Genomic DNA, 20,283 nt, shown 5'->3' with positions numbered 1-20,283 from the left:
GGCCGGCAAAAAGCCAGCCCCGCCCTGTCGTTAACGTGAATCCGGAACTTGTCCGGGGAGGGATGTTTAGAACGGGTTCCAGGTCGCGCGCGGCGTGTACTTCAAGTAACCGATATTGGCGCCCAGCCGCAGGCCGAGGCCGGAGCGGATCGGCACCAGCACGATGTTGTTGGATGTAAGCGCCGTCATGCCGAAGCCGCCGATGATATAGGCCGAGCCGTCGATGCCGGCGAAGCGCTGGTAGATCGCGTTGGTGGCGGGCAGGTTGTAGACCAGCGTCATGGTGCGCGCGCCGTCGCCGCCCCAGTCGAAGCCGAGCGAGGGACCCTGCCAGTAGACGCGGAGGTCGCCGGCGTTCTTGGTGTAGAGCGTGCCTTCGCCGTAGCGCAGGCCCGCGACGAAGGCGCCGGAGCCTTCCTCGCCCAGGATATAGCCGTTGGGCAGGCCCCATTGGCTGACCGCCTTCTCGATGATCGAGGCGAGCCCGCGCGAGACGTTGCCGAAGAAGCGGTGGCCGGCGGTCACCAGCTCGTCCGGCCCATAGGTGTTGGGCGTCGGGGTCCGCTGCGGCGGCGGCAGGTTGGGCGGCGGCGCCTGCTGGGCGGAAGCCGGCACGATCCAGCCCACCATCGCGGCAAGCGCGAGTGCAGCAAGGCGTGATGCGAAAGTCATAAAAGAAACCCCTGCTATCGAATCCGTTCGCTTCCTTAACCTGACGCCAACAGGCACGGCTCTAGGTTGCGCCGGATGTCCCCTCGACTCGGATGTTATCCGCAGCAACTATGACGGCACAACGGCAGGAAGATAGCCCTTTGCGCCCCGGAATTGCCTTGATCGGGCTCGCGATCTGGCTTCTGGCGGGCATTTGGCTCGCCTGCCTGGAGTTGCCGGCCCAGGCGGCCACCACCGAGCGGATCGTGGTCAACCGCTTCTCGGGCGTCGCCATCGAGGGTTTCGACCCGGTCGGTTATTTCGTCGACGGCACCGCCCAGCAGGGGACGGAGGAGTTCGAGGCGAACCTGTGGGGGGCGGTCTGGCGTTTCCGCAACGAGGGCAACCGGGCCTCCTTCCTGGCTCATCCCGAGATCTATGGTCCGCAATTCGGCGGCTATGACCCCGCCGACATCGCCCGCGGCGTCACCGTCCCCGGCAATCCCCGCTTCTTCGTGATCGCGGCGCAGCGGCTCTATCTGTTCAGCCTGGAAGCCAATCGCGACGCCTTCGCCGCCGATCCGGAACGCTTCCTCTATGAGGTCGGCAAGCGCTGGCCGGCGCTCCAGGACAAACTTAGCCAGTAACAAGCTCAGTCAGTAGCAGCCTACCGCCTGCGGGTCGCCCCAGGCGATGAAGTCCGGGATGATGAAGCCGGTATCGCCGCGCTGGCCGAAAAGGAGCGCGCCGCCCTTGCCGTCGGTGACCTTGCCACCGGCGGCGGTCACGACCGCGCAGCCGGCCCCGACGTCCCATTCGCAGGTCGGCCCGAAGCGGGGATAGATGTCGGCGCTGCCCTCCGCGATCCGGCCGAACTTCACCGCCGAGCCACAGGTCTTTCTCACGGCGTTGGGCCGGCTAGCGATGAACGTCTCGCTCTGGGGATCGCCATGCGAGCGGCTCACCGCGGCAACCCACGGCTCGCCCGGCTTCGGCAGCTTACGGGTTCGGATCGGCTCGGCAGCCTTGATGGTCGCGCCGTCAAACCTCACGCGCTCGGCGCCACGGCCGACGATGCCGCGCCAGAGCAGCCCCAGCGCGGGCGCGCTGACGATGCCGAGCAGGGGCACGCCGTGAGTGACCAGGGCGAGGTTGACCGTGAATTCGTCGCGGCCGGCGACGAACTCCTTGGTGCCGTCGAGCGGATCGATCAGGAAGAAACTGCCCTGAAACGGCGGCGAGGCGAGCTGGGTCCGCTCCTCCGAGAGCGTGGGAACGTCGCCCGCGAGCTGCGCCAGTCCGTCGGCGATGATGTGGTCGGCGGCAAGGTCCGCTTCGGTCACCGGCGAGCCGTCCTGCTTGCCGTCGACCCGCATTGCCCCACGGTTGACGGCCAGGATCGCCTCGCCCGCCTTCACCACCAGCGCGGTGAGCGGCTCCATCAATCGGGCTGCGGCCTCGGCGTCGATGATGCTCACCTGCATGCCTCATTCATCGGCAAATCTCACCCCTCTTCACCTGATTCGCCCGCAGCCCTTTATGGCCGCTTCGAACCTATCGCAAGCTAGCTGCCACAGGCTGGCGAATGTTAGAACCCGCAGCATCCGTCAAGCATGCGTGATTCGCGGCGTCCAGCGCCGTGCAATTCCAGGAACCCGCCAGGACCCCTTTATATGTCTGACGCCTCGTCGCCCGCGACCGCTACTGCTCCCGATATGCTCGAACTCGCAGCTCTCCTGTGCTCGCGGGTCTGCCACGATCTCATCAGCCCCGTCGGCGCCATCGTCAACGGGCTCGAAGTGCTCGACGACGATCCCAAGCCGGAAGACCGCGAATTCGCGCTCGACCTGATTCGCAAAAGCGCCAAGACTGCCTCCGCCCGGCTCCAGTTCTGCCGCCTCGCCTTCGGCGCGGCCGGCTCGTCCGGCGCGCAGATCGACCTCGGCGACGCCCAGACCATGGCGCGCGGCCATATCGAGGACGGCAAGTGCGCGATCACGTGGAATCTGCCGCGGCTTTTGCTGCCGAAGAATCGCGTCAAGCTGCTGCTCAACATGCTGGTCGTCGCCCAGCACACGATCCCGCGCGGCGGCATGCTGACGGTCGATCCGATCGGCGAGGGCGAAACGATGAGCTTCCGCATCACCGCGACCGGACATAATGCGCGCCTGCCGCAGAACATCTCCGAGCTGCTCAGCGGCGAACGGGGACCTGCCGCGGATGCGCACGCGATCCAGCCTTATTATACGCGCCTGCTCGCAGAGGCCTGTGGGCTCACCGTGAAGCTCGCGCCGGAAGGCGAAGCCATCATCGTTACCGCTTCGTAAACGCGCCCGCCGCGGCCGAATCGTTAATCCAATCTTTACGAGGCGCTTCGGCTTGTCCGGAGCGCCTTATCTCTTTGTTGGTTCCGTTCTTTTGCACATACTCAACCATTATTAAACGCTTTGCGGTGAAGCTGGCTTCATTCCGAAATGGCGCATCACGCCTCGTGCGCGCCCTCCCTGTATGAAGGCCTGTTTTCATGGATGATCTGTTGCGGGAGTTTTTGACGGAGACCAGCGAAAGCCTGGACACCGTCGACAATCAGCTGGTGAAGTTCGAGCAGGAGCCGAACAACGCCAAGATTCTGGATAACATCTTCCGCCTCGTCCACACCATCAAGGGCACCTGCGGCTTCCTTGGCCTGCCGCGGCTCGAAGCGCTGGCCCATGCCGGCGAGACCCTGATGGGCAAATTCCGCGACGGCATGCCGGTGACCGGCCAGGCCGTGACCGTGATCCTGTCCTCGATCGACCGCATCAAGGAGATTCTGGCCGGCCTCGAGGCAACCGAGGCCGAGCCGGAGGGCAACGACCGCGATCTCATCGACAAGCTGGAAGCGATGGTCGAGCAGGGCATGGCCGCAATGGCGGCAGGTGCTGCCGCTCCCGTTGCTGAAGCCCCCCCGCTGGTGCCGGAAGCGCCCGCCGCTGCACCTGCTCCTGCAAAAGAGATGACGACCGGCACGCTGATCGATCAGACCCTGGAGCGCCCGCTGCGTCCGGGCGAAGTCTCGCTCGACGAGCTCGAGCGCGCCTTCCGCGAGACCGCGATCGAAGCCCCAGCCCCCGCGCCCGTTGCCAAGGCCGAGCCCGCACCTGCGCCGGCTGCCGAAGCTCCCGCTCCCGCAGCGAAGGAAGCCAAGGAAACTGCAAAGCCCGCCAAGGAAAAGGCCGCGCCGAAGAAGTCGATGGCCGACGAGAGTGCCGGCGAGGGCGACCGCATCGCCAACCAGTCGATCCGCGTCAACGTGGATACGCTGGAGCACCTGATGACCATGGTCTCCGAGCTGGTCTTGACCCGCAACCAGCTCTTGGAGATCTCCCGCCGCAACGAGGACACCGAGTTCAAGGTGCCGCTGCAGCGCCTCTCCAACGTCACCGCCGAGCTGCAGGAGGGCGTCATGAAGACGCGCATGCAGCCGATCGGCAATGCCTGGCAGAAGCTGCCCCGCATCGTCCGCGACCTCTCCAGCGAACTCGGCAAGCAGATCGAGCTGGAGATGCACGGCGCCGACACCGAGCTCGACCGCCAGGTGCTCGACCTGATCAAGGACCCGCTCACCCACATGGTGCGCAACTCCGCCGATCATGGCCTGGAGACCCCCGCCGAGCGTCTCGCCTCCGGCAAGGGCGAGCAGGGCACTATCAGGCTGTCCGCCTATCACGAAGGCGGCCACATCATCATCTGCATCGCCGACAATGGCCGCGGTCTCAACACCGAGAAGATCAAGGCCAAGGCGCTCTCCTCCGGTCTCGTCACCGAGGCCGAGCTCGAGAAGATGAGCGAAGCGCAGATCCACAAGTTCATCTTCGCGCCCGGCTTCTCGACCGCGGCTGCCATCACCTCGGTCTCGGGCCGCGGCGTCGGCATGGACGTGGTGCGCACCAATATCGACCAGATCGGCGGCACCATCGACATCAAGTCGGTGGCCGGTGAAGGCTCCTCCGTCACCATCAAGATCCCGCTGACCCTCGCCATCGTCTCTGCGCTGATCGTCGAAGCCGCCGGTGACCGCTTTGCCATTCCGCAGCTCTCGGTGGTCGAGCTGGTGCGCGCCCGCGCCAACTCCGAGCACCGCATCGAGCGCATCAAGGACACCGCGGTCCTCAGGTTGCGCAACAAGCTGCTGCCGCTGATCCACCTCAAGAAGCTGCTCAAGATCGACGACGGCGCGGCCTCCGATCCCGAGAACGGCTTCATCGTGGTCACCCAGGTCGGCAGCCAGACGTTTGGCATCGTCGTCGACGGCGTGTTCCATACCGAAGAAATCGTCGTGAAGCCGATGTCGACGAAGCTCCGTCACATCGACATGTTCTCCGGCAACACCATCCTGGGCGATGGCGCCGTCATCATGATCATCGACCCCAACGGCATTGCGAAAGCGCTCGGCGCCGCTGGCTCCTCGGCCCATGACATGGCCGACGAGAACGGCGCGCACCACATCGGCTCGGGCGAGCAGACCACCTCGCTCCTCGTCTTCCGCGCCGGCTCGTCCCAGCCCAAGGCGGTCCCGCTCGGGCTCGTCACGCGCCTGGAAGAGCTGCCGGCCGACAAGATCGAGTTCTCGAACGGCCGCTACATGGTGCAGTACCGCGAGCAGCTGATGCCGCTGGTCGCCATGGAGAGCGTCACCATCGCCAGCCAGGGCGCCCAGCCGATCCTGGTGTTCGCCGATGACGGCCGCTCCATGGGCCTCGTCGTCGACGAGATCATCGACATCGTCGAGGAACGGCTCAACATCGAGGTCGGCGGCTCCTCCTCCGGCATTCTCGGCTCGGCCGTGATCAAGGGCCAGGCCACCGAAGTGATCGACGTCGGCCATTTCCTGCCGATGGCGTTCGCCGACTGGTTCACCCGCAAGGAGATGAAGCCGTCGATGCATTCGCAGTCGGTGCTGCTGGTCGACGACTCCGCGTTCTTCCGCAACATGCTGGCTCCGGTACTCAAGGCCGCGGGCTACCGCGTCCGCACCGCGCCAACCGCGCAGGAGGGCCTCGCGGCGCTGCGCGCGCAAAGCTTCGACGTGATCCTGACCGACATCGAGATGCCGGACATGAACGGGTTCGAGTTCGCGGAAGTGATCCGCTCCGACAACAACCTTGCGGCAACGCCGATCATCGGCCTGTCGGCGCTGGTGTCGCCGGCGGCGATCGAGCGCGGCCGTCAGGCCGGCTTCCACGACTATGTCGCCAAGTTCGACCGTCCCGGCCTGATCGCGGCGCTGAAGGAGCAGACCGCGGGCGCGGCCGGCGCCTCCGAGCTGAGCCGGGCCGCGGCCTAAGAGCATGATCCGGAAAAGTGTGAAGCGGTTTTCCGACCAGATCATGCTCAAACAAAAGAGCGGCTAGGACGAGGAGAGACGATATGAGCAAGAAGACGCAAGTTGGCGAAGGTGCCATGGTCGAATACGTCACCGCGATGATCGGCGGCCAGCTGTTCGGCCTGCCGATCTCCCGCGTCCAGGACGTGTTCATGCCCGAGCGCGTCACCCGCGTTCCCTTGGCCTCGCGCGAGATCGCCGGCGTGTTGAACCTGCGCGGCCGCATCGTCACCGTGATCGACATGCGCGCCCGTCTCGGCCTGCCCAAGGCCGAGGACGGCAAGGCGCCGATGGCGGTCGGCGTTGACCTCCGCGGTGAATCCTACGGCCTCCTGATCGACCAGATCGGCGAGGTGCTGCGCCTGCCCGAGGCCGGCATGGAGGAGAACCCCGTCAACCTCGACCCCCGCATGGCCAAGCTCGCCGGCGGCGTCCACCGTCTCGACGGCCAGCTCATGGTCGTCCTCGACGTCGATCGCGTGCTCGAGCTCGCGCCCGAGATGATGGCGGCCTGATACGACAGCAAGCGCCGCCAACGGACTTGCAATTGGAAGTGCCCCCCGCGAAGGGGGAGGAAGCAGAGGTTCACATGCGAACTTGTCTCGTCGTTGATGATTCCAGCGTCATCCGCAAGGTTGCGCGCCGGATCCTGGAGGGCCTCGACTTCCAGATCCTCGAAGCCGAGGACGGTGAGAAGGCGCTTGAGGCCTGCAAGCGCGGACTTCCCGACGCGGTGCTGCTCGACTGGAACATGCCCGTGATGGACGGCTACGAATTCCTCGGCCATCTCAGGCGCATGCCCGGCGGCGACCAGCCCAAAGTGGTGTTCTGCACCACCGAGAACGACGTCGCCCATATCGCGCGTGCGCTGCACGCCGGTGCCAACGAGTACATCATGAAGCCGTTCGACAAGGACATCGTGACGGCGAAATTCCAGGAAGTCGGACTTATCTGAGCGAACTCCCGGAGGCTGAACGGATCCTTCGGCGATTGTTTTCAACTGAACCGTTTCAGTCTGAGTTGGTGAGTAATGAGTGTTGCGTTCGCAGGTAATTCGACCACGGGTCCCTCGCGCGAAGCCGGGCCGCTGCGGGTGATGGTCGTCGATGACTCCGTCGTCATCCGCGGTCTGATCTCGCGCTGGATCGGTGCCGAGCACGACATGGAGGTCGCAGCCTCCTTGCGCACCGGGCTCGAGGCGGTCAACCAGCTCGAACGCATCAATCCGGATGTTGCCGTGCTCGACATCGAAATGCCCGAGCTCGACGGTCTGTCGGCGCTGCCGCGACTGCTGGCGAAGAAGCGCGACCTCGTCATCATCATGGCTTCGACCCTGACCCGCCGCAACGCGGAGATCAGCTTCAAGGCGCTGTCGCTCGGCGCGGCCGATTACATTCCGAAGCCGGAATCGACGCGCGAGGCGCAGGCCGCGGACATCTTTCATCACGACCTGATCCAGAAGATCCGTCACCTCGGCGCGCGGCTGCGCCGCAAGCCCGCGGTTGCGAGCCCGCCGCTGGCGCCCGCGAGCCCGGCTCCGGCCGCACGCGGACCGGCCGTCGCGAGGCCTGCTGCGCCCGCACCGGCGCCGGCCGTGCATGCGCCGTCGTCAGCCGCGTTGTCGACCCGTCCGTTCTCGACCCAGGTCCCGAAGGTGCTGCTGATCGGCTCCTCGACCGGCGGTCCGCAGGCGCTGATGGCGCTCGTCACCGAGCTCGGCCCGGTGATCGATCGCTTCCCCGTGCTGATCACCCAGCACATGCCTCCGACCTTCACCACCATTCTCGCCGAGCATCTGGCGCGTTCGAGCCGCCGGCCGGCAGCCGAGGCGGTCGATGGCGAGCCGGTGAAGCCGGGACGGATTTATCTTGCGCCCGGCGGCAAGCACATGCGCGTCGCCCGCAGCGGCGCGGACGTCGCGATCGCGCTCGACGATGGTCCCGCGGTCAATTTCTGCAAGCCCGCGGTCGATCCGCTGTTCACCTCCGCCATCGACATCTGGCACGGCAACATTCTCTCCGTGATCCTGACGGGCATGGGCTCGGACGGCATGCGCGGCGGCAAGGACATCGTCGCGGCCGGCGGCAGCGTGATCGCTCAGGACGAAGCCTCCAGCGTGGTCTGGGGCATGCCGGGCGCGGCGGCCAATGCCGGCATCTGCGCGGCGATCCTGCCGCTCAACCAGATCGGCGCCAAGGTCAATCGCCTGTTCGCGGGAGACCGCTCGTGACGCCCGCAGATTACGATTATCTGCGCAAGTTCCTGAAAGAGCGCTCCGGTCTCGATCTCTCCGCCGACAAGCAGTATCTGGTCGAGAGCCGCTTGCTGCCGCTCGCGCGCAAGGCAAGTCTTCCTGGCATTCCCGATCTCGTGCTTAAGATCCGGAACGGCGACGGCCGGCTTGCGACCGACGTGGTCGAAGCGATGACCACCAACGAGACCTTCTTCTACCGCGACAAGATCCCGTTCGATCATCTGCGCGAAACCATCCTGCCGGGCCTGATCCGGGCGCGCGCGGCGCGCAAGTCTTTGCGCATCTGGTCGGCGGCGTCCTCGACGGGGCAGGAGCCCTATTCGATCGCGATGTGCGTGAAGGAGATGGGCGCAGCTCTTGCCGGCTGGCGCATCGAGATCGTCGCCACTGACCTCTCGCAGGAGGTGCTGGAGAAATCCAAGGCCGGCGTCTACAGCCAGTTCGAGGTGCAACGCGGCCTGCCGATCCAGCACCTGATGAAGTACTTCACGCAGACCGGCGAGCTCTGGCAGCTCAACGCCGATATCCGCGCCATGGTGCAGTTCCGCCAGCTCAACCTGTTGCAGGATTTCTCCCATCTCGGCACGTTCGACGTGATCTTCTGCCGCAACGTGCTGATCTATTTCGATCAGGATACCAAGGCTGTGATCTTCGAGCGGATGGCGAAGGGATTGGAAGCCGACGGCACGCTGCTGCTTGGCGCTGCCGAATCCGTCGTCGGTATCACCGATGCGTTCCGTCCCATCACCGAGCGCCGCGGTCTCTATCAGCTCAATCCCGCACGCTCCGGCCGTCCGATGGGCGGATTGATGCCGCAGCCGCTGAAGGTTGCCGCGGCGAGGTGATTTGCCGCACGGCGCGGCGATCGGAGTGAGCGACGTTGTTGCGGATGACCGGCAGCACCTGCCGGTCTCTCCATTGCGCGCGGCGCTTCACCAGCAATTGAGCAGCGCAGATTACTCGGCTACCGCGCAGCAGAGCGCGCGCCGTGATGCGACGCGATCGCGGCCCTCATCAGCATCTGGCGGTTGTGCTATGGTCCCGGTCGTCCCGCCCGACCGAGGCGGGAATTCGTTCAAGATCATGACCTGTTTTGAGGAGGACATACCATGCGAATGTCTTGTGCCTCTTATTTCCTGTTGGCGGCGCTCTCGTTGCCCGCGACGGCTTTTGCTGGCGAGCAGGTGCTCGAATTCAAGCTCGTCACCAAGCCGATGGACGTCAAGGTCACCGAAGTCGCGAATGTCGAAGGTCAGACAGTCATGTCCGGCAAGATGTTCGGCGTTGCCTTCTTCAAGGACGGCCGTATTGCCGTGAAGGACTTCGTCAATTCCTCCGACTTGCTCAAGGGCTCAGGACCGATATTCGGTTACAGCACCTACACCTTCGACGACGGCTCCTCGATCACGGCGCGCTACGCCGGCGCGGTCAAGGACGGAAAGGCAAAGGGCGAATACACGATTTTGTCGGGCACCGGCACGTACGCAAATGCGACGGGCACGGGCGGCTTCGAGAGCGTGCAAAGTGGGTTCAAGGGCGCCGGCCTCTACGACGGAAGATTTATCGTCAAGACCCCCTAAGCCGGCACGAACCTTAGCGCTCGCGCGCCTTTGCCGGTGAGGCGCGAGCGCATTTCACAAGATCGCATGCGGCAGAAACCGCGAGCGGTTGCCGGTGATCGGGCTCTCGTCCTCGCGGATCGACAGGCCGCACGGCTCGTGGTTCACCAGCCAACTTCCGACCACCGGATAGTTGCCTGAGAAATTCGGCAGCGGCGATAGCGCCTGCCGCACGAAACCTTCTGCGCCGTAGGGGCCGGCCTGCTCGACAAGCGATACGCCGCCGGAGACCAGCGTGACATTGGCGCCTTCGCGCGACAGCAGCGGCTTGCGCACATAGGATGTTCCGAGCTCAGCGGCACGCGGATCGTCCTCGAAGAAGGCCGGCAGCAGATTGGGATGGTTCGGAAACATCTCCCAGAGCAGCGGCAAGATGCCCTTGTTGGAGAGCACGGCCTTCCACGGTGGCTCGATCCAGCGCGTCGGCGCGTCCTTGAGTTTGGCGCCGAAGGCGTCCTGGAACATCCACTCCCAGGGATAGAGCTTGAAGACAAGCGCCATGTCACGATCGTCGAGATCGACGAAGCCGCCGGCTTCATCGCGCCAGCCAATCTCCTCGATGTCGAGCAGCGTGGTCGAGAGGCCCGCCTGGCGTGCGGTGTCTTCGAGATAAGCGAGCGTGCCGGCGTCTTCCTCGCTGTCGGTCGTGCCGGTGAGATGCAGATGCCGGCGGTCGCCGATCGCCTTCCACGCTTCGATCAGGCGCTCATGGATGGAGTTGAACTGATCGGCGCGCGCCGGAATAATGCGGCGTTCGATGGCCTGTTCGAGCCAGGTCCATTGAAACACCGCGGCCTCGAAGATCGATGTCGGGGTATCCGCGTTGTATTCGAGCAGCTTCGGCGGTCCGTCGCCGTCGAACTTCAGATCGAGCCGGCCATAAAGGCTGCGGTCGTCGCGCTCCCAGCTCTCGGCGATCAAATTCCAGAACGCCTCCGGAATCTTCAGGCGCCGCAAGTAACGGTCGTCGCCGATCACGCGGCCGGCAAGCTCGAGGCACATCGCGTCGATCTCGGCGGTCGGCGTCTCGATGCCGCGCTCGATCTCGTCGAGCGTGAAGCCGTAATAGGCGCGCTCGTCCCAATAGCGCTCGCCGTCGATGGTATGGAAGGCGAAGCCGCATTGCTCGGCGGTCTCTTGCCAGTCATCGCGCTCGGGACAGACGATGCGTTGCATGGATCAACCGCCGTGGCCGCCATGGCCATGACCGCCATGGCCATGTCCGTGCCTGCCATGCCCACCGTGCATGCGATGCAGCGTGCTGCCGAAGCCGCCATAGCTCGGCCGGCAATAGGGCTTGCCGTCGATGCCGGGAACGGCTTCGAGTCCGGAGCCACATGGCTGTTCGCGCCTGGTAAATCCCATCGAGACGGCACCTACTGCGGCACTTCCCATCATCGTCAGCATGACCCTTCGCGAGCGTTTCATGTTGCATCCTCCCGCGCGACTTAAAGCAGAGCGGCGCGCGGCGTTGAATTCAAAACCTCGCGCTTCAGCCGCCGCCCGAAAAACCATGGCCGAACGAGCCGAAGCCGCCGCGGCTCACGCTACTGGAGCCAGAGTCTGACGACGATCCCGACGAGGAATGGCTCGAGGAGTCGCTGCTGAAGAAGCTCGATCGCGACGACCAGCGCGAGCCGCCGCTGCCGCCTGACGAACTGCTGCTGCTGGTGCACGTCGTGGTCGTCTGCCCCGGCACAGCGCCGGGGGAGGGCTCGCAGGTCTGGTGCGGCATCAGCGTGTAGGCGGTGGTGCCGACCGCGATCGTGCCCATCACCAGCAGCGCGACATGGCCGGAGCGCTTCACCGGCGGCCGCGGAGGCGGCGGCTCAGCGGGCGGCCGGCGTTTGCCGAAATCCTTTTTGGTGGGTTTGTCCGCCATTTCAGTAGATCATGCAGGCGGCGTTCAGGAGGCCAGCGGCGAGCGAGGACAGCCCGAGCCAGATCGCGGGCGCAAGCTCACCGGCGGCGATCCGCGCCGACAGGTTCGGCACCGGCACTTTCACGAGAAACAGCACGATGATCTGCACGATCAGCGCGATGATCGCCCAGACCATGCAGTCCAGAACATTGGCCGAATGCGCGATCGCGCTGATCAGCGGCGCGACGAAGCCGAGCAGGCTGAGGCCGAGCGCGATCGCCGCGGCCGGCTCGTTGTCGCGGATCAGCTGGAACTCGTTGTGCGGGGTGATGCGGGTGTAGACGAACAGATAGGCCACGATGGCGATCAGGCCGGTGCAGAAATAGACCAGGAAGGCGGGCAGGCCGGCGAGTGATTGCAGGATCATCGTTCCCCCATCATGCAGCGACCATTCGTCGGCGGCGGGAGGATAGCGGTTCAATGCCGGGGGAGCGACGAAGCGGCTCTCCTGTCCCCAAAAAACAAAACCCCGCCATTTGCGGCGGGGTCCAGGCTGGGAGGAGCGAGCCCCGATGGGCCCGCGACGTAAACTTAGGGATCAGGCCGGGATGCGCTCGTCGGCCTCGTGCGGCTCGCGCAGCACGTAGCCGCGGCCCCACACGGTCTCGATGAAGTTGCGGCCTTCGGAGGCGTTGGCGAGCTTCTTGCGGAGCTTGCAGATGAAGACGTCGATGATCTTCAGCTCGGGCTCGTCCATGCCGCCATAGAGATGGTTGAGGAACATTTCCTTGGTGAGGGTCGTGCCCTTGCGGAGCGAGAGCAGCTCCAGCATCTGATATTCCTTGCCGGTCAGATGCACGCGCTGGCCGCCGACTTCCACCGTCTTGGTGTCGAGGTTGACGACGAGGTCGCCGGTCTGGATGACCGACTGGGCGTGACCCTTGGAGCGGCGCACGATCGCGTGGATGCGGGCCACCAGCTCGTCCTTGTGGAAGGGCTTGGTCATATAGTCGTCGGCGCCGACGCCGAGACCCTTGACCTTGTCCTCGATGCCGGCGAGGCCGGAGAGGATCAGAATCGGTGTCTTGATCTTGGAGACCCGCAGCTGCTTGAGCACGTCGTAACCGGACATGTCGGGCAGGTTGAGGTCGAGGAGAATAATGTCGTAATCGTATAACTTACCGAGATCGACGCCTTCTTCCCCCAAATCGGTCGTGTAGACGTTGAAGCTCTCAGACTTCAGCATCAGCTCGATCGACTGCGCGACGGCGCTGTCATCTTCAATCAGCAAAACGCGCATGCCAGTTCCCCATAGTCGCCGCTCCTGGGCGTCAGGTCGGCCGCATTCGCGGCACTCAACAAAACGCCTTTGAACAACTGATTCGGATCCTGACAACAGATGGTTAACAAATCCTGATTCTGGAACGCAAGTCCCCCCGGTGCAATTTTTCTCGAATCGCCCTAAGGTGTTGCGCGAGAAGCAGCTTTCGTCACCCGATCCCGTTCAAGCTCCACTTTAAGAGACGGCGCTAACCGACTCCCGCGACTCAGCCTTCTTCTGAAGGGGAGTCACGCTCAGTCACAAAGACAGTGACGCAATGATTAATGATGCGGGTAAACACGAAGTTAAGCGCCGTTCAGAAATATGGCGAAACTTAAGGTTTCCACGGTGAGGGCCAAATCATGAAGGCGCACACCTGATGAAGGCTCTTGCCGAACAGATCGGTGACATCGACGGCGTCAACATTTATGGCCGCGTCGTCGGCGTGCGCGGCCTGATGGTCGAGGTCGCCGGACCCATTCATGCGATGTCGGTCGGCGCGCGGCTCGTGATCGAGACCGGCGCCAATCGCTCTATTCCCTGCGAAGTGATCGGCTTCTCCGGCAACAACGCTGTCGTGATGCCGTTCGCGGGACTCGATGGCGTGCGCCGCGGCTGCAAGGCGGTGATCGCCAATGCCGCAAATCAAGTGCGGCCGTCGTCGGCCTGGCTCGGCCGCGTCGTCAATGCGCTGGGCGAGCCGATCGACGGCAAGGGGCCGCTGCCGCAAGGCTCCTCGCCGATGCCGTACCGCAATTCGCCGCCGCCGGCGCATTCGCGCAAACGCGTCGGCAGCCCGCTGGATCTCGGCGTGCGCGCGATGAACACCTTCCTTACCTGCTGCCGCGGCCAGCGCATGGGCATCTTCGCAGGCTCCGGCGTCGGCAAATCGGTGCTGCTCTCGATGCTCGCACGCAACGTCGATGCCGCGGTCAGCGTCATCGGGCTGATCGGCGAGCGAGGCCGCGAGGTGCAGGAGTTCTTGCAGGACGATCTCGGCGAGGAGGGCCTCGCGCGCTCCGTCGTCGTGGTCGCGACCTCCGACGAGCCGGCGCTGATGCGGCGACAGGCGGCGTATCTGACCCTCGCGGTCGCCGAATATTTTCGCGATGAGGACAAGGATGTCCTCTGCCTGATGGACTCGGTGACGCGCTTTGCCATGGCGCAGCGCGAGATCGGCCTCTCCGCCGGCGAGCCGCCGACCGCCAAGGGCTATACGCCGACCGTCTTCACCGAGCTGCCGAAGCTGCTGGAACGTGCCGGACCGGGCCTCCGCGAGGGTGCCATCACCGCGATCTTCACCGTGCTGGTCGACGGCGACGACCATAACGAGCCGATTGCGGACGCGGTGCGCGGCATCCTCGACGGCCATATCGTGATGCAGCGCTCGATCGCCGAGCGCGGCCGCTACCCCGCGATCAACATCCTCAAATCCGTCTCCCGCACCATGCCGAAATCGGCCGACCCGCAGTTCTGGCCGACCATCCAGCGGGCGCGGCAGGTGATGGCGACCTATGCCGACATGGAGGAGTTGATCCGGCTCGGCGCCTACCGCGCCGGCTCCAGCCCCGAGGTCGACGAGGCGATCCGCCTGCACGAGCCGCTGGAGGCCTTCCTGCGCCAGCGCAAGGACGAAAATGCATCACTGGCCGACGGCTATCGCCAGTTGGCACAGATCCTCGGGAATTTGGAAACGGAACGCTAACTTTGTCGCGTCATCATCCGACCCCACAGAGTAGTAGAGCCGGTCTTGGCCCAAATTGGGCCTGTGGGGAGACCGGTGTTGTCCCACGCGCAGCTAGGGGACTTCTGGGGAGTACGAGTCGATGAAGTCACGAGATACCCTCATCCGCCTGAAGAAGTTTCAGGTCGACGAGAAGCGCCGCCGGGTCACCCAGATCGAGACCATGATCGCCGACTTCCAGCGGATGTCGGTCGATCTCGAACGCGAGATCCAGACCGAGCAGGAGCGCGCCGGGATCAACGATCCCTCGCATTTCGCCTACCCGACCTATGCCAAGGCCGCGATCCAGCGCCGCGAGAACCTGACCCGCTCGGCCGACGAGCTCAAGGGCCAGCTCGACGAAGCCAAGGCCGCGCTGGCCGAAGCCTTCGAGGAGCTGAAGAAGGTCGAGCTGCTCGACGAGCGCGACCAGGCCCGCGAACGCGCCGAGGAGAACGCCCGCGAGCAGGCCGACCTCGACAGCATCGGCCTGATGCGCGCCCGAATCGGGGCCGTCGCCTAAAGGCGCCAGCGCCAACCTGCCGAGAAATTCGCGAAACCCGGACCGCAAGGTCCGGGTTTTTGCGTTTGCTGTCCACAGTGTGGCGCCGCGCCCCCTTGGTGGTCGGCTTTGCCGCGGGCTATGGTAGCGGAGTGCCAGGGCCTGCGCGAAAAGTGGCGGAGCCGTGCGCGTTTGGGGGACTGAATGCTGACGCCAGCAGAGCTGGTCGGGCTGATCGAGGCGGTGGCGAAGGGCGACCAGGCCGCGTTCGAGCGTCTCTACGCCGCCACGCGGGCGAAACTTTATGGCGTCGTGCTCCGTATCTTGCGCCGACAGGATCTCGCAGAGGAGGTCATTCAGGAGACCTACGTCAAGATCTGGAACGGTGCCGCCCAGTTCAATCCGGCCTTGTCGTCGCCGATCACGTGGATGGCGTCGATCGCGCGCAACCGCGCCATCGACATCGTCCGCAAGAAGTCCGAAGTCTCCATCGAGGAAGAGCCTCAGGCGATGGAGGTTGCGGCCGACAGTCCCGATCCGCTGGCGCGGCGGGAGATGACCGAGGAGTTGAAGCGGCTTTTGGAATGCGTCGGCCGGCTCGAGCCGGATCGTCAGAGGCTCGTCCTTCTCGCCTATTACAACGGCTGGAGCCGCGAGCAGCTGGCGGAGAAGTTCGCCGCGCCCGTCAACACGGTGAAGACGTGGCTGCGGCGCAGCATGTTGGATATCCGGGAGTGCCTCGGACTATGAGATCTTGCACTGTGAGGTTGGGTCTGGACTGCAATTGATGGCCTACACTGAGGACCATATCGCGCTCGCCGCGGAATATGCGCTCGGTACGCTCGATGCCGAGGAGCGCGCGCAGGTCGAGACCATGATGGCGGTGGACAGGGCGTTCGCCGACATCGTGCAGGCCTGGTCTTACCGGCTCGGCGTCCTCAACCAGATGGTCGGCAATATCGAGCCGCGTCCGATCGTGTGGGAGAACATCAGGTCCGAGATCGCGCGCACGGCGCTTGCGCAGGAGCCGCCGGCCCCGTCCGCAGTCGTGCCGCCGCCGCCACCTCCGCCGGTCGAAACCGCGCCGCCGGACTTGCCGTCCGAGCAGACGCCGGAGCCAGAGCCGCAGCCTGCCGAGGCAGAGCAGCCCGAGACGATGCGGACTTCACCTGATGCGATTGGCGACATCGCGCCGGTCTTCATGCCGCAGGTCCACGCGCCCGATCCCGACGTCGTGCGCGTGCAGCAGGTGCCGATCGTCGACGACACCAACGTGATCTATCTCGAGGGCCGCGTGAAGCGCTGGCGCACCATCGCATCCTCAGTCGGTGCGCTTGCGGCCGCGCTGCTGGTGACGCTGTCACTCCAGATCTTCCGGCCCGACGCGCTGCCGGGTGCGTTGCGTCCCGCACCGCGCATCCAGACCGTGGAGGTGAAGACGCCGGCGGCGCCGCTCGCCGCCTCTGCGCAATATGTGGCGCTGTTGCAGGGCCAGGGCGGCGGCCCGGCCTTCATTCTCACCATCGACGGCGCGACGCGGAATTTCACGGTGCGCAAGGTCGGCGCGACGCCGGAGCCCGGGAAGAGTTTCGAGCTCTGGCTGATCTCCGACAAGCTGCCGCGCCCGCGCTCGCTCGGCGTGATCAGCTCTGGCGATTTCACGGCGCGTCCGGTGCTCGGCTCCTATGATGCCGACGTCGTCAGCGGCGCCACCTACGCCGTCACCGTCGAGCAGGCCGGCGGCTCGCCGACGGGAGAGCCGACCTCCGCGCCGGTGTTTTCCGGCAAGCTGATCGAGACCGTGCCGCCGTCCCAGCCGCAGGCCCCCGCGAAGAAGTAGGCGACAGAGCTGGTTCCTGTCGCCACGGTCCATCCTGCCGTCGCATTCCGACAAATCTCGCCAAATCCGGCCCCGATTTGAACCTCCCCGCAATTCTGGGCGTCAAATGCCCGGAATTTGCAGTCGGCGTCGCCGATCATGATGCCGGAGAGGGGCAGGAAATCAGATGGATGCAGCAAGGACGCCGGGCATCTTCGTCCACCAATATTCAGGACTGCCGCACGGTCCGGCCTTCGAGCATTGGCGCGAGCGGGCCTTCGGTCCCTGCGGCCTCGATATCGGGCCGAGCCACGGCGACAGCATCGATTGCCGGCTCCAGGTCAGCGTGGTCGACAATATCGCGCTCGCCATTCCCGAGGGCGCCTCGGCGCAATACACGCGCACGCAGAGCCATCTTGCCGACGGCAGCAACGACCTCGTGCTGATATCGGCCCATGCGGGCCTCGTCCGGGTCGGGCAGAACGGCCATACCGTCGAGCTTGCGCCGGCGCAGATGGTGCTGGTCGACATGAGCGTCACCGGCACCGTCGGCCACACCGACGAGGACCGCTTCACCACTATCCGCATGCCGCGCCGCGCGCTGCTCGACATCAATCCGCGCGCGGAGGAGAAGCTGTCGCAAGTGCTCTCTGATGGTGCGGTGGCCGAGACCATCTTCCGCTATCACGCGCTTGCCGCCCATCACGCGCCGCATCTCGATGCCGTCGGCCAGCGCCTGACCGCGCAGCACATGGTCGATCTCGTCGGCCTCTTGCTCGGCACCGATGCCGAGCATGCAAGCCTCGCCCGCGGGCGCGGACATGCCGCGGCGCGTCTCGATCTCATGCGCGCCGACGTGATGGCCGCGCTCGGCCGCAACGATCTCTGCCTGTCCGAGATAGCGACGCGCTCGGGGCTCAGCCCGCGCCAGGCGCAACGCCTGTTCGAGCAGGCCGGCACCACCTTCACCGAATTCGTGCTGGAGCAGCGCCTGTTGCAGGCGCGCAAGCTGCTCGGCGATCCCCGCGCCAGGGCGCGCAAGATCAGCGACATCGCGCACTCCTCGGGCTTCTCCGATCTGTCCTATTTCAACCGCGCCTTCCGCAAGCGCTTTGGCGCGACGCCGTCGGAATTGCGCGAGGCCTGAGCCACGTTTTTGTGCAGCGGGCGCGGTGCTGCCGCAGTTGGTCGGCCGGGGCGAATGCGCTATATCTGCCTGTGCGGGCAGACCGTAGGAATCCTTGGGAAAGCGTAGTAGGCGGAGATGGCGCGTATCGTCGTGCTCGGCGCCGGGTTTGCAGGCCTGTGGGCGGCCATCGGTGCTGCGCGCATGCGCGAGGAGATCGGTGCTGTCAGCGACATCGAGATCCGCCTCATTGACCGCAATCCCTATCACAACATCCGCGTGCGCAATTACGAGGCCGATCTTTCCGAGGTCGCCATCCCGCTGCCGCAACTGCTCGATCCGATCGGTGTCAGTCACGGCATCGGTGAGGTCGAGACCATCGATCCGGCACGGCGTGAGATTTCGCTGGTCACCGACCGCGGCGATGAGACGCTGAGATACGACCGCCTGGTGCTGGCGCTCGGCAGCGAGGTGATGCGGCCCGACATTCCGGGCCTCGCCGAGCATGCGTTCGACGTCGATACCTATGCTGCGGCGCTCAATCTCGAGGAGCATCTCACCTCGCTCGGACACAGCGCGCCGTCGCCGGGTCGCTCGACGGTCGTGGTGGTCGGCGCCGGCTTCACCGGCATCGAGGTCGCGGCCGAGATGCCGGACCGGCTGGCGCGTGCAGGTATCACCGGCAGTCGCCGTATCATCCTGGTCGATCCCAATCCGGCGGTCGGCGCCACCATCGGCGTGCATGCGCGACCGGTGATCGAGACCGCGCTTGCCTCGCTCGAGGTCGAGACGCGGCTCGGCGTGCGTGTCGCATCGGTCGAGGCCGCCGGCATGCACCTGAGCTCGGGCGAGTTCATCCCGACGCAGACGGTGATCTGGTGCGCCGGGATGCGTGCAAGCCGTCTCGCGGCGAGCTTTCCGGATGCGCGTGATCGCCTCGGGCGCCTCCTGGTCGATCCCTTCATGCGGGTCGCGGATGTCGGCGGCGTGTTCGCGGCCGGCGATGTCGCCTCCAGCGTCGTCGATGGCTTACATCCGACCGTGATGTCCTGCCAGTTCGCGCGGCCGATGGGCCGTTTCGCCGGCCACAATGTCGTGGCCGATCTCGCGGGCCGGCCGATGCTGCCGCTGCGGATCGACTGGTACGTGACCGTGCTCGATCTCGGCGGCTGGGGCGCGCTCTACACCGAGGGCTGGGACCGGGAGGTGCGGACGACAGGTGCAGCAGCGAAGGCGACCAAGAAGACCATCAACTGCAAGCGGATCTATCCGCCGCTCTCGGGCAGCAAGGACGAGCTGTTCGCAGCCGCTGCGCCGACGGTGCAGGCGCCGCCGCCGACCTACGGGGCGCGGTAGTATCGGGTGACGCTTTGGCAGGGAGCTGGTTGGAGGATCGCGGCTGTGCGCCTTGCTCCGTCATTGCGCTCGCAATGACGGGAACCCCAGACGTGAGAAAGCGCCCGTGGGGGGCGGGCGCTTTCTGTAGTCGACTTGGGGTTGGGGTCGTCTACATATCCACGCGGTGACTTTGGGGGGCTGGTAAAGAGCCGCGTGAATTCAAAAAACTCGTCAGATCTCCTTATCGAACGAGGGATGCGTTCGAGCTGGTGATAACGACCGGCTTCCCGGCCTTGATGACGCGGGCCGTCTGGGTCAGACCTTCATCAGAACCCGAGCGTGCCGTGATGCCGAGGCCTGCCACCGCGATCCCTGCGACGAGGGCCACGACCACAATCTTCAAGTGGGTCGAGCGATCGGCGCTGTAGATCGAGTGGTTCATGGAAGCCTCCTGCCGCCATCTACCCGAAGTAGTCGCCGGCCGTTTCAGGCAGGTTCATGCTTCCGGTGCCCAACAACGTAGTATTGGTGGGATTCGTTCCCAAGAGGCCATCACAAGAGCGTGAAAGGACGTGAAAGATCGCGATCAAAAACGACGCGAGATCGTTCGATTATATAATTATTTCAAAGATATAATGTGCTTGCCTGGCGCCTTTCCGGCCTTTGGTCGACAAGGCGCCAGGAACTCAAAAACCATTTGCCTG

The 20,283-nt window shown here is 65.0% G+C and carries 22 protein-coding genes; 14 read left to right on the top strand and 8 right to left on the bottom strand.

The genetic code is table 11. The annotated features are described in order from the left end of the window. Positions 1–66: 66 nt before the first annotated feature. Positions 67–672, bottom strand: coding sequence for a DUF1134 domain-containing protein (locus WN72_RS40440; RefSeq protein WP_092220615.1), 606 nt, complete (start codon positions 670–672; stop codon positions 67–69). 140 nt (positions 673–812) lie between these two features. On the opposite strand from WN72_RS40440, the gene WN72_RS40435 reads away from it, so the two are divergent. After that, positions 813–1,298 carry a YHS domain-containing (seleno)protein gene (locus tag WN72_RS40435; protein WP_092220613.1) on the top strand — a complete coding sequence of 162 codons (486 nt, stop codon included), beginning with the start codon at positions 813–815 and terminating at the stop codon, positions 1,296–1,298. A gap of 9 nt (positions 1,299–1,307) precedes the next feature. Here WN72_RS40435 and WN72_RS40430 read toward each other — a convergent pair whose 3' ends face one another. Continuing rightward, entirely contained in the window at positions 1,308–2,135 is an 828-nt protein-coding gene (locus tag WN72_RS40430) for a 3'(2'),5'-bisphosphate nucleotidase CysQ family protein (protein WP_027563872.1), read from the bottom strand. A gap of 189 nt (positions 2,136–2,324) precedes the next feature. Here WN72_RS40430 and chpT point away from each other — a divergent pair, with 189 nt between their 5' ends. From chpT to WN72_RS40395, 7 genes are all read left to right on the top strand, one after another. Then, positions 2,325–2,978 carry a histidine phosphotransferase ChpT gene (gene chpT, locus WN72_RS40425; RefSeq protein WP_167381186.1) on the top strand — a complete coding sequence of 218 codons (654 nt, stop codon included), beginning with the start codon at positions 2,325–2,327 and terminating at the stop codon, positions 2,976–2,978. Positions 2,979–3,175: 197 nt separating this feature from the next. After that, a complete protein-coding gene (locus WN72_RS40420; protein ID WP_194482959.1) occupies positions 3,176–5,977 on the top strand; it encodes a hybrid sensor histidine kinase/response regulator in 2,802 nt (933 codons plus the stop codon). Positions 5,978–6,060: 83 nt separating this feature from the next. Next, positions 6,061–6,531 carry a chemotaxis protein CheW gene (locus tag WN72_RS40415; protein WP_092217595.1) on the top strand — a complete coding sequence of 157 codons (471 nt, stop codon included), beginning with the start codon at positions 6,061–6,063 and terminating at the stop codon, positions 6,529–6,531. A gap of 74 nt (positions 6,532–6,605) precedes the next feature. Beyond that, entirely contained in the window at positions 6,606–6,971 is a 366-nt protein-coding gene (locus WN72_RS40410; protein ID WP_007600538.1) for a response regulator, read from the top strand. Positions 6,972–7,046: 75 nt separating this feature from the next. Then, positions 7,047–8,246, top strand: coding sequence for a protein-glutamate methylesterase/protein-glutamine glutaminase (locus tag WN72_RS40405; RefSeq protein WP_027562540.1), 1,200 nt, complete (start codon positions 7,047–7,049; stop codon positions 8,244–8,246). Then, positions 8,243–9,115: a CheR family methyltransferase gene (locus tag WN72_RS40400; RefSeq protein ID WP_027562541.1), complete on the top strand. Its 873-nt coding sequence runs from the start codon at positions 8,243–8,245 to the stop codon at positions 9,113–9,115. The genes WN72_RS40405 and WN72_RS40400 overlap by 4 nt, the downstream gene beginning before the upstream one ends. Positions 9,116–9,379: 264 nt before the next feature. After that, the gene (locus WN72_RS40395) at positions 9,380–9,850 is read left to right on the top strand and encodes a hypothetical protein (RefSeq protein ID WP_027562542.1); all 471 of its coding nucleotides are present in this window, start codon (positions 9,380–9,382) and stop codon (positions 9,848–9,850) included. A 54-nt stretch (positions 9,851–9,904) separates the two neighbouring features. Here WN72_RS40395 and WN72_RS40390 read toward each other — a convergent pair whose 3' ends face one another. From WN72_RS40390 to ctrA, 5 genes are all read right to left on the bottom strand, one after another. Then, positions 9,905–11,065 (bottom strand): glutathionylspermidine synthase family protein, encoded by a 1,161-nt coding sequence (locus tag WN72_RS40390; RefSeq protein WP_092217596.1) that lies wholly within the window; start codon positions 11,063–11,065, stop codon positions 9,905–9,907. 3 nt (positions 11,066–11,068) lie between these two features. Then, positions 11,069–11,317 carry a hypothetical protein gene (locus WN72_RS40385; RefSeq protein WP_092217597.1) on the bottom strand — a complete coding sequence of 83 codons (249 nt, stop codon included), beginning with the start codon at positions 11,315–11,317 and terminating at the stop codon, positions 11,069–11,071. Between the two features lie 64 nt (positions 11,318–11,381). After that, positions 11,382–11,771, bottom strand: a complete 390-nt coding sequence (locus tag WN72_RS40380; RefSeq protein ID WP_092217598.1) for a hypothetical protein — start codon at positions 11,769–11,771, stop codon at positions 11,382–11,384. 1 nt (position 11,772) lies between these two features. Continuing rightward, positions 11,773–12,177 carry a DUF350 domain-containing protein gene (locus WN72_RS40375; RefSeq protein WP_027562546.1) on the bottom strand — a complete coding sequence of 135 codons (405 nt, stop codon included), beginning with the start codon at positions 12,175–12,177 and terminating at the stop codon, positions 11,773–11,775. 171 nt (positions 12,178–12,348) lie between these two features. After that, a complete protein-coding gene (ctrA, locus tag WN72_RS40370) occupies positions 12,349–13,050 on the bottom strand; it encodes a response regulator transcription factor CtrA (protein ID WP_016848562.1) in 702 nt (233 codons plus the stop codon). Positions 13,051–13,450: 400 nt separating this feature from the next. On the opposite strand from ctrA, the gene fliI reads away from it, so the two are divergent. From fliI to WN72_RS40340, 6 genes are all read left to right on the top strand, one after another. Beyond that, positions 13,451–14,776 carry a flagellar protein export ATPase FliI gene (fliI, locus tag WN72_RS40365; protein WP_092217599.1) on the top strand — a complete coding sequence of 442 codons (1,326 nt, stop codon included), beginning with the start codon at positions 13,451–13,453 and terminating at the stop codon, positions 14,774–14,776. 121 nt (positions 14,777–14,897) lie between these two features. Further along, positions 14,898–15,317: a flagellar export protein FliJ gene (gene fliJ, locus WN72_RS40360; RefSeq protein WP_011084990.1), complete on the top strand. Its 420-nt coding sequence runs from the start codon at positions 14,898–14,900 to the stop codon at positions 15,315–15,317. Positions 15,318–15,500: 183 nt separating this feature from the next. Next, the gene (locus tag WN72_RS40355; RefSeq protein WP_027562548.1) at positions 15,501–16,046 is read left to right on the top strand and encodes a sigma-70 family RNA polymerase sigma factor; all 546 of its coding nucleotides are present in this window, start codon (positions 15,501–15,503) and stop codon (positions 16,044–16,046) included. 37 nt (positions 16,047–16,083) lie between these two features. Then, on the top strand, positions 16,084–17,136 hold the full coding sequence (locus WN72_RS40350) for an anti-sigma factor (protein WP_092217600.1): 1,053 nt from the start codon (positions 16,084–16,086) through the stop codon (positions 17,134–17,136). A gap of 166 nt (positions 17,137–17,302) precedes the next feature. Next, positions 17,303–18,262 (top strand): helix-turn-helix transcriptional regulator, encoded by a 960-nt coding sequence (locus WN72_RS40345; RefSeq protein WP_092217601.1) that lies wholly within the window; start codon positions 17,303–17,305, stop codon positions 18,260–18,262. 117 nt (positions 18,263–18,379) lie between these two features. Beyond that, positions 18,380–19,597 (top strand): NAD(P)/FAD-dependent oxidoreductase, encoded by a 1,218-nt coding sequence (locus tag WN72_RS40340; RefSeq protein ID WP_092217602.1) that lies wholly within the window; start codon positions 18,380–18,382, stop codon positions 19,595–19,597. 223 nt (positions 19,598–19,820) lie between these two features. On the opposite strand, the gene WN72_RS40335 is transcribed toward WN72_RS40340, so the two are convergent. Next, positions 19,821–20,021, bottom strand: a complete 201-nt coding sequence (locus WN72_RS40335; RefSeq protein WP_092217603.1) for a hypothetical protein — start codon at positions 20,019–20,021, stop codon at positions 19,821–19,823. Between the last annotated feature and the right edge of the window lie 262 nt (positions 20,022–20,283).

Source organism: Bradyrhizobium arachidis (assembly GCF_015291705.1).
Classification (GTDB): domain Bacteria; phylum Pseudomonadota; class Alphaproteobacteria; order Rhizobiales; family Xanthobacteraceae; genus Bradyrhizobium; species Bradyrhizobium arachidis.
The sequence above is the reverse complement of the archived record's forward strand: the minus strand, read 5'-3'. Positions and strand labels throughout refer to the sequence as shown.

Bases quoted from the DNA above. Each gene is read 5' to 3' on its own strand.
- WN72_RS40380 (WP_092217598.1), bottom strand. From the start codon at position 11,771: ATGGCGGACAAACCCACCAAAAAGGATTTCGGCAAACGCCGGCCGCCC.
- fliJ (WP_011084990.1), top strand. From the start codon at position 14,898: ATGAAGTCACGAGATACCCTCATCCGCCTGAAGAAGTTTCAGGTCGAC.
- WN72_RS40410 (WP_007600538.1), top strand. From the start codon at position 6,606: ATGCGAACTTGTCTCGTCGTTGATGATTCCAGCGTCATCCGCAAGGTT.
- WN72_RS40430 (WP_027563872.1), bottom strand. From the start codon at position 2,135: ATGCAGGTGAGCATCATCGACGCCGAGGCCGCAGCCCGATTGATGGAG.
- WN72_RS40390 (WP_092217596.1), bottom strand. From the start codon at position 11,065: ATGCAACGCATCGTCTGTCCCGAGCGCGATGACTGGCAAGAGACCGCC.
- ctrA (WP_016848562.1), bottom strand. From the start codon at position 13,050: ATGCGCGTTTTGCTGATTGAAGATGACAGCGCCGTCGCGCAGTCGATC.
- WN72_RS40440 (WP_092220615.1), bottom strand. From the start codon at position 672: ATGACTTTCGCATCACGCCTTGCTGCACTCGCGCTTGCCGCGATGGTG.
- WN72_RS40375 (WP_027562546.1), bottom strand. From the start codon at position 12,177: ATGATCCTGCAATCACTCGCCGGCCTGCCCGCCTTCCTGGTCTATTTC.
- WN72_RS40345 (WP_092217601.1), top strand. From the start codon at position 17,303: ATGGATGCAGCAAGGACGCCGGGCATCTTCGTCCACCAATATTCAGGA.
- WN72_RS40385 (WP_092217597.1), bottom strand. From the start codon at position 11,317: ATGAAACGCTCGCGAAGGGTCATGCTGACGATGATGGGAAGTGCCGCA.
- WN72_RS40415 (WP_092217595.1), top strand. From the start codon at position 6,061: ATGAGCAAGAAGACGCAAGTTGGCGAAGGTGCCATGGTCGAATACGTC.
- WN72_RS40355 (WP_027562548.1), top strand. From the start codon at position 15,501: ATGCTGACGCCAGCAGAGCTGGTCGGGCTGATCGAGGCGGTGGCGAAG.
- chpT (WP_167381186.1), top strand. From the start codon at position 2,325: ATGTCTGACGCCTCGTCGCCCGCGACCGCTACTGCTCCCGATATGCTC.
- WN72_RS40340 (WP_092217602.1), top strand. From the start codon at position 18,380: ATGGCGCGTATCGTCGTGCTCGGCGCCGGGTTTGCAGGCCTGTGGGCG.
- WN72_RS40335 (WP_092217603.1), bottom strand. From the start codon at position 20,021: ATGAACCACTCGATCTACAGCGCCGATCGCTCGACCCACTTGAAGATT.
- WN72_RS40405 (WP_027562540.1), top strand. From the start codon at position 7,047: ATGAGTGTTGCGTTCGCAGGTAATTCGACCACGGGTCCCTCGCGCGAA.
- WN72_RS40395 (WP_027562542.1), top strand. From the start codon at position 9,380: ATGCGAATGTCTTGTGCCTCTTATTTCCTGTTGGCGGCGCTCTCGTTG.
- WN72_RS40420 (WP_194482959.1), top strand. From the start codon at position 3,176: ATGGATGATCTGTTGCGGGAGTTTTTGACGGAGACCAGCGAAAGCCTG.
- fliI (WP_092217599.1), top strand. From the start codon at position 13,451: ATGAAGGCTCTTGCCGAACAGATCGGTGACATCGACGGCGTCAACATT.
- WN72_RS40350 (WP_092217600.1), top strand. From the start codon at position 16,084: ATGGCCTACACTGAGGACCATATCGCGCTCGCCGCGGAATATGCGCTC.